This is a genomic window from Limosilactobacillus sp. (assembly GCF_041859915.1).
Classification (GTDB): domain Bacteria; phylum Bacillota; class Bacilli; order Lactobacillales; family Lactobacillaceae; genus Limosilactobacillus.
In genome coordinates this window covers 43,855-57,881 of record NZ_JBFLGB010000003.1, presented here as the reverse complement: position 1 = coordinate 57,881, position 14,027 = coordinate 43,855, and the positions used below count along the sequence as shown (strand labels likewise).

Below are 14,027 nucleotides of genomic sequence, written 5' to 3'. Positions count from 1 at the left end.
CCTTTCGATCTTAATTCTAATGATTTAATGAAGTTTGTGGCAACAAATTGTATTTCATCCCTAACTCTGTCACTATAAATTATAGTAGGAAATAAAGGAGTTGGTCGTGTTGATTATTGCCATTGAAAATCCGCTTGCCCAGCATCTCCATGTGAACCCTGGTTTGATTGATGAAAAAGCATTAGCGAGTGCTGGTACTTGGTCAGTACGAGTAACGGGAGATTTCATTATTTTCATTAATAATCACTTTAACCTTCCGGTAATTGTTCGTCACCCGCAGCGTTTTAATGATTCCCGCTCATTTATGACCGCTTTTAAGCGTAATTTTATTCAAATGTTAGAGTTAGCTCCGATTCCGCACGCCAAAATCCGGCTGATTCGGGATGCCCAGTTTAAGCAAATCAGTTTTGGCCGTCAGATTCCAGTTGCAGTTCAACAGCGATTGCAACGCTGTGAAAGTATTTTAACGGGTCCTAATTCCTTAATCGATTGGGGAAACCAGCCCACCAATGCCCAATTAGCTTTAAAAATGGCCGAAAATATTGTGACACGAGATTCAGCAACGGGTGATCACTTGACGGCCAGTGAACTCTTGGAAAACTACGTAATGGAAAATTACCAACTGCCAGCTCACCCACACTTTAATGAGCATAACCGCACTTATCTTTATCGCAGTCAGTCACTTAATGACATCATGAACGCCACGATGGTTAGTGAGCACTTCTTGCATGATTATGCTACCTATTTGACTAATCGTCGGAAGAGTGACCAGATAATTGATCGAGACATTGATACGGCAACTGACTACTTGACTTACTGTGAGGGTAATGGAGTTTCGGTATTAGCTGACCTGGGCCTGGTTTACGATTACCTACTTAGTTATGAAAAGCGGAATGACGTCCAGCTAAGCGACTCTCGTTTGCGCAGTCAGGGAATAGCATTACGTGAATTAGGACGCTTTTTGCGTTACCAGGAGCTTTTCTCGGCGGAAGACTTTGACCAGTTCGTTCAGGCAATTGGTCAGGGAATGGACAACCTTGCTTCCCATTTGCGGATATACCACTTACAACGTTGGCTGTGGAATATGCAACAACAGTTTGAAGGCCAACGTAGTGCTATGGAACGGGCCCGCCATTTTCGTAGTGACATTTATACTCTCACGGTAACCCTAGTCGATTACCAGCCGATGATGTGGCGACGCTTTGAACTGAGTGGGGCCACGCGGTTGGACCAACTCTGTTACCAGATCTTGGCTAGCTTTCATGCCCAAGGTAACCATCTTTTTGAAATCAGTGATGGTGACCATCATTATCAATTGCCAGTTTTTGAAAATGGAATAGACAATGAAAGAAATATTCAGCTGCAGTGGTTAGGAGACTATCAGCCAGGAGCTCAACTAACCTTGACTTATGATTTTGGTGACAATTGGCAGTTTCAAGTTGAAATTGATACAGTAAAGAAACAATCGCGGTTGCGTGGTGACGTCACAGCTAAACTAGTTGATGGTAGTGGAATTGGAATTATTGATGATATCGGTGGGGTGACCGGCCTAATGAAAGCTGCACAAGATGACCCTACGATTAACCGAGCTCCAGATCTTGACCATGAACAGAAAATTTGGCGGCAACGAGTAGAAAGGCTTAGACAAAACTATGCCTAATGATGTTCTTTTCTTCACAAGCTCACGAAAAGGGTTACAATAAATATGTAGAGTTTAATTAAGTGAGGGTGATAGACAATGAGTAAGCAAATGGATAATTTACCAAAGACAATGAAAGCTTGGGAAGTAACCACGCCGGGACCAATTAATGGTGAAAAATCGCCGCTCAAAATGGTTGAAAAGCCGGTGCCAACCCCAGGACGTGGTGAAGTCTTGGTAAAGGTTTTGACCTGTGGGGTTTGTCATACTGACCTCCACGTTGCTGAAGGCGACTTACCAGTGCATAAAGAGCACGTTACTCCTGGACACGAAATTGTCGGTCGGGTTGTTGCCGAAGGACCGGAGACGCAACGGTTTAAGCTCGGTGAACGGATTGGAATTCCGTGGTTCCGTCATGCCTGTGGTGTCTGCAAGTTCTGTCGGTCTGGTCGAGAAAATCTGTGCCCCCACTCCGTTTACACCGGTTGGGATCATGATGGTGGCTACGCAGAATACGTGACCGTTCCGGAAGGCTTTGCTTACCGAATTCCAAAGAAGTTTGATTCATTAGAGGCTGCTCCGTTGCTCTGTGCCGGAATTATTGGCTACCGGGCTTATGAACGGGCTAACGTTCCTGCCGGTGGTCGGTTAGGACTTTATGGCTTTGGTGGTTCTGCCCATATTACGGCGCAGATTGCCTTAGCCCAAGGGGTTGAAGTTCACGTCTTTACTCGTGGGGCTGATGCCCGCAAGTTCGCCCTTCAACTCGGTTGTGCTTCTGCGCATGGTGCCTATGACTTGTCTGACGTACCGTTGGATTCTTCAATTATTTTTGCCCCAGTTGGCGCCATTATTTTACCGGCATTGGAAAGCTTGACCCCAGGTGGTACTTTAGCTCTAGCTGGTATTCATATGACCGATGTTCCAACTCTTAATTATCAAAAACACCTCTTCCATGAGAAGACGATTACCAGTGTTGAAAGTAACACGCGGCGTGATGGTGAAGAGTTCCTTACCTTGGCTGATCGGCTTGATATTCATCCTGAAGTTCATGAATACGCCTTTGATAAGGCCGATGAAGCCCTTAAGTACGTTAAGGCTGGTGACATTAAGGGTGCTTGCGTACTGCGGATCAGTCAAGATGACTAAATCATTACATCGCGATCTTAAAAGTGAAATGAGGAATAAAAATGGATTATCCACAACTAGCATTAGACCAAGTTAAGGGTCCTCAAGTAACCATCAAAACTAACTTGGGAACGATTAAGGCCCAACTTTTTAACCATCTGGCTACTAAGACAGTCAAAAACTTTATTGAATTAGCAAAAAAGGGCTACTACGATGGGGTTATTTTTCACCGAGTAATTCCTGATTTCATGATTCAAGGTGGTGACCCAACCGGTACCGGCCGTGGTGGCAAAAGCATTTATGGTCATCCCTTTGAAGATGAATTTAGTGACCAGCTTTTTAACTTTAACGGGGCCCTTTCAATGGCTAATGCTGGTCCAAACACTAATGGTAGTCAATTCTTCATTGTGTCTAATGAACACGTACCGGCTAACATGGTTGCTCAAATGAAGGCGGTTGGCTATCCGCAAGTGGTGATTGATTATTATCAACATCATGGTGGAACTCCGTGGCTGGATCACCGTCATACTGTCTTTGGCCAGGTGATTGCTGGCATGGACGTAGTGCAAAAGATTAGTAAAGTTCAACGTGACCAAATGGATAAGCCAAAAGACGACGTAGTGATGGAAAAAGTTACTATTGATGAATAATAAATAAGAGCATTAGGCGGCTGAGATATTTCAGTCGCCTTTATTTTTTCGTTAAGAGTAACGGATAGTGATTTTTGATTGTTAGATACTTGTTATAATGAAAACATTGGAGGGAATCAGAATGTCAATCTATGGTCCTTATGATCAAGACCTGCAAAAAATCTTAGCCACCACGCGTGACCGAATTCAACAACTAAATCAAGCGGTGGTAACAGCTCATCAGCCGAAGCTTTATGAGCACTTAATTGGTCGGGTTAAAGAACCAGCAAGCATGGAAGAAAAGTGTCGACGTAAAGGTTATCCGGTGACAACTGAATCGGCGTTACGGCGCTGCCACGATGCCGTTGGACTGCGGATTGTTTGCAATTTCATTGATGATATTGATCGGTGTTTGAAACAATTACGTCGGGCCAATTGGTGCACAATTGTTCAAGAGAAGGACTACATTACCAATGCTAAACCTAATGGTTACCGAAGTTATCACCTGATCTTAGATGAGCTGACCCCTTATAAGGATATTGATGGTCGTCAACCGGGTCACTTTTATGTGGAGATTCAGCTACGAACGATTGCCATGGACACTTGGGCTAGTTTGGAACATGAGATGAAGTATAAACACCATATTAAAGACCCCGAACGAATCAGTCGAGAACTAAAACATTGTGCCGACCAGCTTGCCTCGTGTGATGTTCAGCTACAGACAATTCGGCAATTAATTCATGAAGAAAATTAGGAGGATATTGAAGATGCGGATTTTAGTGGCGGAAGATGAACAACAGTTAGCCCATGTTCTAGCAACGGCAATGCGGGCGAGTGGTTATCAGGTCGACGTTGTGGGGGATGGGCAAGCCGCTGTTGATTATGCTCGAAAGAATCCTTACGACGTGATTATCCTTGATATCATGATGCCGGTTAAGTCTGGCCTTGACGCCTTGCGGGAGATTCGAGCGAGTGGCGATCAGACTTACGTAATGATGTTAACGGCAATGGGTGAAGAGGATGACCGGGTCAATGGCCTCGATGCGGGGGCTGATGATTATTTGACCAAGCCATTCTCCCTCAAAGAGCTGTTAGCGCGATTGCGATCCCGAGAACGGCGCAGTGAGGACTTTAATCAGGATGTTTTACAATATGGTGATTTAACCCTTAATCAAAATGACCAGTCCATGGAGAGTCACAATTCGATTGGCCTGACTGGGAAGGAGAGCCGCCTTCTCCAGTACCTGATTTTAAATGCAGGTAAAAAATTGACAACTGACGAACTGATTAACCATGTTTGGCCAGATGAAGAGGCCGATGCTGAAGACGTTTGGATTAATATTTCCTACTTACGCCAGAAATTGCAATCGATTCGGTCAACGGTCAAGATTAGTGGTGAAAAAGGTGGTTCGTTTACATTAAAATAGGCGGGTGCTAACCAATGATTCAAAAATTCCGTTATAAGTTTATTGCTATGTCAACCGTCGCTCTTCTGGTAGTTATCTTGACAATTGTGAGTAGTATTTGCGCGCTCACTTACTATCATGCTCGTCAGGAGGTCAACAACGTTTTAACTATATTGATAGATAATGAGGGACAGGTTCCTAACGATAGTCAAGTCCGCCAGTATCCTCAACCCCAATTTAGTCGGGAGGGCCTTCAACAATATCGTTATTTTAGTGTAGCTTTTAATCGTGATACCAAAACGACAACGGTTAATGATAATCATATTGCTAGTGTTGATCCTCAGGAAGCCCAGAAACTAGGGCAACGAGTATCAAAGCGTCGTCGTACAACAGGACAGTTGTGGTACCAGGGAGTTTCGTATGCTTACCGGGTTCGTAAGCAGAAACGAACAACCACCATCGCCTTCCTTGATGAATCATTGCTGATGGCGCGGACAAAAGAATTGATGCATACCGGTCTTTTTTTGGGAGTCATTACTCTGGTTCTTTACACCATTCTTTTAATGCTTTATTCACGTCGCGTCATTAAACCGATTATTCAGGCTGAACACCGCCAGAAACAGTTTATTACTAACGCTAGTCACGAATTAAAAACACCATTGACGGTCATTGCCGCTAACACCGAAATGCAAGAGATGCTTGGCGGAGAGAATGAATGGACGAAAAGCACCCATGAACAGGTTGAACGTTTAACAAAGTTAATCAATAACCTAGTTTCTTTGGCTCGCATGCAAGAGCAGCCCCACATTACGCTGACGACGGTCGACATTAGTCAAATTGCCCGGAAGGCAGCCAGCAGATTTGTCAGTGTGGCTCGGTCGGGTAATAAACAATTTGCGACTCAGGTGGTTTCTCAGTTGAAAGTAGACGGTGATGAAAATCTGTTGCGGGAACTTTTTAATATCTTATTGGATAATGCTAATAAGTATTGTGATCCCCAAGGTACCATTCGTTTAACCGTCCAAAAGGGGAGGTACGGTAAAAACGTGGTTATTACAGTTGCTAATACTTACCGACAAGGGGCAAACGTGGACTATCACCGATTCTTTGAGCGTTTTTACCGGGCTGATGAATCCCATACGAAGGGCAGTAAAAGTGGTTTTGGCATTGGCCTTTCGATGGCTCAATACATTGTTAGGCTGATGAAGGGGAAAATCACTGCCAAGTATGTTGACCATTCGCTTGCCCTTGTGATTACGATGAAATTGGTTAAATAAGAAAATCTCCAGTCACGAAAAAATGACTGGAGGTTTTCTATTATTTGGCTAAAAGGTTCCAAAGTTCTTGTTTAGTTGGGGTTAGAATAGTAGTTTTACGCGTAGCAATAGAAAGATGAAAAATTGGTTGAACACGATTAGTGAGTGCTAAACTAACAACCTGGTCAGCCGGGGTAATCGCCAGGCTGGTTAAAAACGAGATACCTAGTCCCTCAGCAACCATTGCTTTAATAATGTGGATGTCGTTGGTCCGGTAAATGATGTGGGGACGGAAATGAGCGGCTTGACACATTTGCTTGAAGGCCTGTTCATGAAAAAATTCAGTATCAGGAATGATAAAGGATTGGCCTTTGAGACTAGCAAAGTTGATCTTTTGCTTGTTAGCTAATGAATGCTGGGGACCGACGATGATTTGGAAAGGGTAATGGACGAGTTCATGGGCCTTAAGGTTGGAATATTGAAGTGGGGTAAGCGAACCGAGCAAGGCCACATCAAGTTCTCCGTGAGTCAGTAACTGCAGAAGTTCTCGAGAGCCGTGCTCATAGGTTTCCAACTTTTCCATCAGGTGGTGACGCATCAGTAATGGTGTTAGTGGTGGAAAGTAGTAATTACCAATAATGGGTGGCAAGCCGAAACGGATCTTGGTTGAATTGGCCCGGGCGATTTCTTTACGGGCGACGGCCAATTCGTTGAGGATTATGTTGATATGGCTAGCAAACTGCTTGCCAGTCGGGGTAATGTGGAGTTGCTTGTGAACATGGTCCCGAATAAAAAAGGTCGTATCAAAATCACGTTCGAGTCGTTGAATCGCCATCGTGATTGTTGGCTGACTGACATGAAAATCACTAGCAACCGCTGAGAAATTTTGCCTTTTGACTAAGTGTTGATAATATTCTAAATCCTTAATTTTCATTTTAATTGCCTCTATTTCAAGCATTGAATGGCAGTCCATTAATTTTCTTTATATCTTAGCACAAGTTTGACTATAAATGTGGGGCCTCCTTATGATGTGGATAATTAATCAAGAAAGAAGCGGTATTGAATGAACAAGGCAATGGCGATTTTAAACAATCCTTTTAAAAATAAAGGGACGGCATTCACAATTACGGAGCGTCAACAACTTGGTTTGTTAGGGGCACTGCCGCCGCGGGTTAAAACCATTGAGGAGCAGGCTCAAGAAACTTACGCTCTCTTTAAGACTAAATCTAGTAATATTGAAAAGCGGCATTTCTTAATGGAAGTTTTTAACACCAACCGGACATTATTTTTCTACCTGATGAGGCAGCACATTACGGAATTTATGCCAATCGTTTATGATCCGGTAATTGCCGAATCAATTGAAGCGTATAATGAACGCTATCAGCGCCCCCAAGATGCCGTTTACCTTTCCGTCAAACATCCCGAACGGATTAGAGAAAGCTTGACGAACGTCAGTAATGGACGTGATATTCGCTTGATCGTGGTTACCGATGCCCAAGGAATCCTTGGCATTGGCGACTGGGGGGTCGATGGGGTTGATATTGCCGTTGGTAAGCTGATGGTTTATACTGCAGCGGCCGGTATTGACCCAGCCCAGGTACTACCAGTTTCTATCGATGCTGGGACCGATAATTCCAAACTATTGAATGATCCCAACTACCTTGGTGAACGTCATCCGCGGATTACTGGTTCCCAATACTTTACTTTCATTGATCAATTTGTTGACCAAGTGGAAGCACTTTTTCCCAAAAGTCTGTTACATTTTGAAGACTTTGGTCGGAACACCGCTGCACGACTCCTTGATAAGTATCGGGATAAAATTTTAACCTTTAATGATGATATTCAAGGAACCGGGGTAATTGCCTTAGCCGGAGTTTTAGGGGCAATGAAAATTTCTAAGGAAAAACTAAGTGACCAGACCTTCTTGACCTTTGGTGCCGGAACCGCGGGCATGGGAATTGTCAAGATGCTTTACGATGAGTTAATTCGTCAGGGCCTCAGTCCCCAAGACGCCAAACAGCATTTTTACCTCGTTGATAAGCAGGGCCTGCTTTTTAATGACACCGAAGACTTAACCCCTCAGCAAAAACCGTTTACTCGTCAACGAAATGAATTTGCCAATGCTGGTCAATTGACTGACTTGCTAGCCGTTGTTAAAGCCGTGCAGCCAACGGTTATGATTGGAACTTCTACCCAGCCAGGGGCTTTCAATGAACGGGTCGTTAAAGAAATGGCTGCCCACACCAGCCGTCCGGTGATTTTTCCCTTATCAAATCCAACTAAACTGGCTGAGGCCAAGGCAGCGGACCTATTGAAATGGACTGCTGGCCGGGCTCTGATAGCGACTGGGATCCCGGCTGCTGATGTTAGGTATAATGGAGTAACTTATCAGATTGGTCAGGCTAACAATGCCTTAATTTATCCTGGCGTTGGCTTTGGTGCTTTGGCGGTTCAGGCAAGGCTGCTAAATGATAAGATGCTAGCTGCTGCTGCCCATGCTCTTAGTGATTTGGTAAAAGCTGACCAACCTGGAGCTGCCGTCTTACCGCCAGTAGCAAAGCTGCCAGTCTTTTCTAAGCGGGTAGCTGAACAGGTTGCTCAGTCAGCCATTGATCAACACTTGACGACATTAACTGATGCTCACCAGGCGGTTGCCGATGCTAGCTGGGTTGCACAGTATTGATTAATAACAAAGTCGATGAAGCAATGGCGGCCATTAATCTTAGACCGTTAATGACATTTAACACTGGGTTAGTGCTATAAATGATGTATAATGATTCACAAATTGTTATGGATGGTTGTCATTAATTAATTTGTCTGGAGGTTTTCAAGATGACAGAATACCGTACTGAAGAGGATACGCTGGGTCCCGTTAAAATTCCTGCTGACGCACTGTGGGGCCCACAGACGGAGAGAAGTCGTAATAATTTTCCAACCGGCCCATACATGCCACTAGCGATCATTCGAGTTCTGCTTCATATTAAAAAGGCTGCCGCTCAAGCCAATATGGAAGCACAGGCAATTACTCCTAAAAAGGGTAACCTGATTATTAAGGCAATCGATGAATTATTAACCTTAAATGATCGTGACCTGCGGCAACATTTCCCACTGAAGGTTTACCAGACTGGTTCCGGAACGCAAACCAACATGAACGTAAATGAAGTTGTTGCTCATAAAGCACACCAACTTAATCCGGCCGTCGAAATTCTGCCCAATGATGATGTTAATAAGGGGCAGAGTTCCAACGATACTTTTCCAACGGCGATGAACGTTGTTGCCCTGAAAGCATTAGCTAAGCTAAAGCCAGCCGTTCAGCACTTGATTGGTGAACTGAAAGTTAAGCAAGATCGGTACTGGAAAACAGTCAAAGTTGGTCGGACCCACCTTCAAGATGCCGTTCCATTAACCTTTGGCCAAGAAATTTCCGGGTACGTAGCGGCCCTAGAACACGACTTAAATTATCTTAAGGCATTGGAGCCAACCCTTGATGAACTGGCCATCGGGGGAACTGCTGTCGGGACTGGGCTGAATGCTGCTCCTGGGATGCCTGCTAAAATTGCGCACAAGTTAAGTACGGTTTATGGTTTACATCTGACCGCTAATAGTAATAAGTTTTTTGGCTTAGCTAACCACTCCGGCTTAAATGTTGTTCACGGTGCCCTTAAGACTCTGGCTGCTGATGTGTTTAAGATTGCTCAGGATTTGCGTTTTCTTGCTTCTGGGCCCCGAGCAGGTTATGGCGAATTAAATCTCCCGGCAAACGAACCGGGCTCTTCTATTATGCCTGGTAAGGTCAACCCAACTCAGGCCGAAGCCGTCACGATGGCTGCTATCCGGGTTTTTGGTAATGATACCGTAATTACGATGGCTGCTTCCCAGGGAAATTTCGAGATGAACGTTTATAAGACGGTGATGATCGCCACCTTTCTGGAATCTGTTAACTTGTTAACGGGCACTATTACCAGCTTTGCCGATAAGTTAGTGCATGGCTTAACCGTCAACCAAAAGCGAATGACCGAAATGGTTAATAAGTCCCTGATGACCGTAACTGCCTTATCACCCCACATTGGTTATCACGAAAGTGCCAAGATTGCCCAGACCGCAGAGGAGACCGGTAGCACTTTAAAAGAGGCGGCTTTGAAATCCGGAAAAGTAACTGCGCAACAGTATGACGAATGGATGGATATGTTGAAAATGACCAATGCAGAAAACAAGAATTAATGAGACAAAGGAGTGGAGATTTATGGCGGAAAAATTTCAACCATTATCCGTTGGTAAGTTAGCTGATGACTATGATGTTATCATCATTGGCTCTGGAGGAACTGGCTTGACGGCCGCTATCCAGGCACATGAATTGGGAATGAAGGTAGCCGTTTTTGAGAAGGAAGAACAACTTGGTGGCAACACCAACCGGGCTTCTTCCGGGATGAATGCCGCTGAAACCAATGTCCAGTTGAAACACGGAGTGATCGACAGCGTTGCCGATTTTTACCACGAGACTTACAAGGCCGGTGGTCGCCTCAACGATAAGGACATGTTAGGTTACTTTGTTTACCATAGTGCTTTGGCAATTGATTGGTTGGCCGATCACGACATTAAACTCGATGACATTACCGTTACCGGGGGGATGTCAAAAAAACGGACGCACCGGCCAGCAAGCTTGGCACCAATTGGTGGTTTCCTGGTTAAAAATTTGTTAAGAGTGATCGCTAATGAGCAAATTCCGGTCTTTAATAAAACTAGGGTCACTAAACTAGTTCAAGACAGTCAGGGGAAAATCAGTGGGGTCCGTATTAATGCTAATGGCTTGATCAAGACGATCAATGCTAAGACAGTAGTCCTGGCGACGGGTGGTTTTGGTGCCTCTAAGGAATATATCGCTCGTTTTCGCCCGGATCTGAAGAATTATAAGACCACCAACCAGCCAGGAGCCACGGGGGATGGATTAAAATTAGCTGAAGATGTTGGTGCCGAATTGATGCAAATGAACCTGGTGCAGGTCCACCCGACCGTTCAACAGGATCATCCCCATGTCTACTTAATTGGTGAAGCTGTTCGGGGCGAAGGTGCTATTTTGGTGGACGCTCAGGGGAAGCGCTTTGTTAATGAACTTACCACCCGTAAGATCGTTTCCAATGCAATTACGGCCCTGCCCCAGCACAGTGCTTATCTGATTTTTGACCAGGGGATTCGAGAGCGGGTTAAAGCAATTGAATTTTACGATAAGACAGGATTAGTAATTCACGGTGATACCATTGCGGAGCTGGCTAAGAAGCTACACATGGACCCAACAATATTAGAAGAAACTGTGAAAGACTGGAATAGCGCGGTTGATGACCATCACGATCAAGCATTTGGACGCACGACCGGGATGGATCGAAAAATTACGAAGCCGGCTTTCTTTGCTATTCACATTGCCCCAGCCATTCACTACACAATGGGCGGTATTCACGTAACGCCAAAGACACAGGTGCTTGACGGTAATGGTGACATTATTAAGGGCTTGTACGCGGCTGGTGAAGTTGCTGGTGGCCTGCATGGCAATAACCGGGTTGGTGGCAATTCAATTGCTGAAACAATTGTATTTGGCCGACAAGCTGGGCAACAGGCAACCCTGTATGTTCGTAATTTATAAGCAAGATTAAATGAGTTGAATAAAATTAATACGTGCAATGTAGCCTTTTAGTTTGCATTGCGCGTATTTTTAGTAATTACGTTGAATATGATTTTATAAAACGCTTGTGAAATATTTGTCTTAATAGCCAAGGAGGAACTTGACAGTGGTCGTATAATGGTTAGTGGTTTTTGGCAATTTTAAGAATTGATGATAGGAGATTAGCAATTAGTCATGAAGAAGGATGACGAATTAATGTCTGGCTTTCAACCAGCGCGGCACTTATCCGCAAAGCACCACATGGCCATTCCGTGGCAGGATTTTTTTACAAACGATAACTTTACCACGGCTAACGAGGCTAACCTTGTTGAACGAGCGGCAATTGTTGGCCGAATTGGTTTGATGATGCTTTCGTATGGAACTGGGGCTTGGCGGGTACGCGATTCGATGAACATCGTGGCTCGTAAGTTAGACATGACTTGTACTGTCGATATTGGCTTGGTGTCATTAGAGTATACTTGTATGGATGCCCACCACAGTTATACCCAAGCGGTATCATTGCCTAGTACGGGCGTGAATACGACTAAGCTTTCCAAGATGGAACGCTTCATCGACGAATTTAATGCGCACGGCGATAAAATGACAATTGGTGAGATTCACGCCCGCTTGGAAAGAATCGCCCATTCGAAGGGAAACTATGCTCCTTACCAGGTTGGCTTAGCAGCAGCTTTAGCTTGTAGTGCCTTCGTTTTTCTCCTGGGTGGCGGTCCAATTGAGATGGCTTGCAGTTTTATTGGTGCTGGCCTGGGCAACTATGTCCGTCGCAAATTGATTGATCGTCACATTACCCTGTTTGCTTGTATTGCAATTGCTGTAGCAGTCGCCTGCCTAACTTACTTACTCTCGTTAAGCCTTCTTCAGTTAGGGTTGCACGTTAGTTCTCGTCATGAAGCGGGATACATTGGGGCAATGCTATTCATTATTCCTGGTTTTCCTTTCATAACTAGTGGCTTGGACATTTCTAAGCTCGATATGCGTTCCGGCCTTGAACGAATGGCTTATGCGATTGCCATCATTTTAGCGGCCACGTTGGTTGGCTGGATTATGGCATTAACAGTTAACCTTCGCCCTGAAAATTTTGCGGCATTGCCATTATCACCACTAGCAATGTTGTTATTGCGGATCCCAGCAAGTTTTTGTGGAGTTTTCGGCTTTTCAATTATGTTTAACAGTACACCACGAATGGCTGCTATTGCTGGCCTAATTGGGGCTGTAGCTAATACGACCCGGTTGGAGTTAGGCGATCTAACAATGGTGCCTGCCGGAGCTGCAGCCTTCATCGGCGCTTTAATAGCCGGTCTGTTGGCCTTTATTGCCAAGCGCAAGGTTCGCTATCCGCAAATTTCAATTACTGTTCCATCGATTGTAATCATGGTGCCAGGACTGTACCTGTACCGGGGTATGTATAATTTGGGACTAACCTCAATTAGCGTAGGGGCCCTTTGGATTACCAAGGCTTTGCTAATCGTTGTCTTTTTGCCGTTAGGATTGATTGCGGCACGTATCTTGACCGACGTAAAGTGGCGACATAATGGTTAATGGTAAGAACATGCGGATTTCCTATCCTACTGATTTGCTGGCGGCTGTTAAAAAAGCTACTGTGGGTTGTCGTTTAACTGGTTTTACGCCGGGACAAGGACCACGGCACCCTAAACTAATGCTCATTGGTGAAGCTCCTGGTCGCCATGAGGCCAAAGTAAATGTCCCATTTTCCGGGGCCGCGGGTCGAGAATTGATGAAACTAGTGGGTTTAATTGGTTATTCCCGTCAAGATGTTTATATTACCAGTGTGGTTCGACAGCGTCCCTATTCGGTCAAGGTGGTTAAAGATCGACGTACTGGTCAGCTAGTAAAGAAAACGCCTAACCGGACACCGACTAAGGCAGAAGTGCGAGCCTTTGCACCGCTCTTTGATTGGGAACTTCAATACGTTGCCCCACAAATTTTAGTACCACTAGGCAACACGGCCTTGCAGCGTTTGCTTGGTAACCAGGCCCGGATTGGTCAGCTACATGGTCAACCAATCGAAGCACCAATTCAGAAAGCCACTTCAGCAGATACGGGTTATCGTTGGACGAAGCGTAAATACCGGCTTTTTCCGATGTATCATCCGGCAGCCCTTCTTTATGCGCGACGGTTAGAACCAGTTATTCGTGACGATTGGCAACGATTAGGAAAATATCTGCGGGAAAATAAATAAAGCAATATACTTTTAAGATAAGAACACTTATAATGGAAAATAGTCTGAAAACTTCTTGTTCGCAAGGAGTTTTTTAGTTTGGCCAAAATGAGAAA

12 protein-coding genes are annotated in these 14,027 nt (G+C 44.7%); 11 read left to right on the top strand and 1 reads right to left on the bottom strand.

What is annotated here, in order from left to right:
* Positions 1-106: 106 nt before the first annotated feature.
* The 6 genes from ACEYV4_RS01200 to ACEYV4_RS01175 all read left to right on the top strand — a co-directional run bounded on the left by ACEYV4_RS01200 (position 107) and on the right by ACEYV4_RS01175 (position 6,079).
* Positions 107-1,660, top strand: coding sequence for a hypothetical protein (locus ACEYV4_RS01200; protein ID WP_373841629.1), 1,554 nt, complete (start codon positions 107-109; stop codon positions 1,658-1,660).
* Positions 1,661-1,738: 78 nt separating this feature from the next.
* A complete protein-coding gene (locus ACEYV4_RS01195; RefSeq protein ID WP_373841614.1) occupies positions 1,739-2,788 on the top strand; it encodes a zinc-dependent alcohol dehydrogenase family protein in 1,050 nt (349 codons plus the stop codon).
* Positions 2,789-2,829: 41 nt separating this feature from the next.
* Entirely contained in the window at positions 2,830-3,417 is a 588-nt protein-coding gene (locus ACEYV4_RS01190) for a peptidylprolyl isomerase (RefSeq protein WP_373841613.1), read from the top strand.
* A gap of 121 nt (positions 3,418-3,538) precedes the next feature.
* The gene (locus tag ACEYV4_RS01185; RefSeq protein WP_373841612.1) at positions 3,539-4,150 is read left to right on the top strand and encodes a GTP pyrophosphokinase family protein; all 612 of its coding nucleotides are present in this window, start codon (positions 3,539-3,541) and stop codon (positions 4,148-4,150) included.
* Positions 4,151-4,163: 13 nt separating this feature from the next.
* Positions 4,164-4,823: a response regulator transcription factor gene (locus ACEYV4_RS01180; protein WP_373841611.1), complete on the top strand. Its 660-nt coding sequence runs from the start codon at positions 4,164-4,166 to the stop codon at positions 4,821-4,823.
* A 14-nt stretch (positions 4,824-4,837) separates the two neighbouring features.
* On the top strand, positions 4,838-6,079 hold the full coding sequence (locus ACEYV4_RS01175) for a sensor histidine kinase (RefSeq protein WP_373841610.1): 1,242 nt from the start codon (positions 4,838-4,840) through the stop codon (positions 6,077-6,079).
* 40 nt (positions 6,080-6,119) lie between these two features.
* On the opposite strand, the gene ACEYV4_RS01170 is transcribed toward ACEYV4_RS01175, so the two are convergent.
* Entirely contained in the window at positions 6,120-6,992 is an 873-nt protein-coding gene (locus tag ACEYV4_RS01170; protein WP_373841609.1) for a LysR family transcriptional regulator, read from the bottom strand.
* 129 nt (positions 6,993-7,121) lie between these two features.
* Between ACEYV4_RS01170 and ACEYV4_RS01165 the strand changes: the two genes are divergently transcribed.
* From ACEYV4_RS01165 to ACEYV4_RS01145, 5 genes are all read left to right on the top strand, one after another.
* Entirely contained in the window at positions 7,122-8,741 is a 1,620-nt protein-coding gene (locus tag ACEYV4_RS01165; protein WP_373841608.1) for a malolactic enzyme, read from the top strand.
* Between the two features lie 149 nt (positions 8,742-8,890).
* On the top strand, positions 8,891-10,279 hold the full coding sequence (locus ACEYV4_RS01160) for a class II fumarate hydratase (RefSeq protein WP_373841607.1): 1,389 nt from the start codon (positions 8,891-8,893) through the stop codon (positions 10,277-10,279).
* A 22-nt stretch (positions 10,280-10,301) separates the two neighbouring features.
* Entirely contained in the window at positions 10,302-11,693 is a 1,392-nt protein-coding gene (locus ACEYV4_RS01155) for a flavocytochrome c (protein WP_373841606.1), read from the top strand.
* Positions 11,694-11,906: 213 nt separating this feature from the next.
* Positions 11,907-13,271: a threonine/serine exporter ThrE family protein gene (locus ACEYV4_RS01150; RefSeq protein WP_373841605.1), complete on the top strand. Its 1,365-nt coding sequence runs from the start codon at positions 11,907-11,909 to the stop codon at positions 13,269-13,271.
* A gap of 10 nt (positions 13,272-13,281) precedes the next feature.
* Positions 13,282-13,932, top strand: coding sequence for a uracil-DNA glycosylase (locus ACEYV4_RS01145; RefSeq protein WP_373841628.1), 651 nt, complete (start codon positions 13,282-13,284; stop codon positions 13,930-13,932).
* Positions 13,933-14,027: the final 95 nt, after the last annotated feature.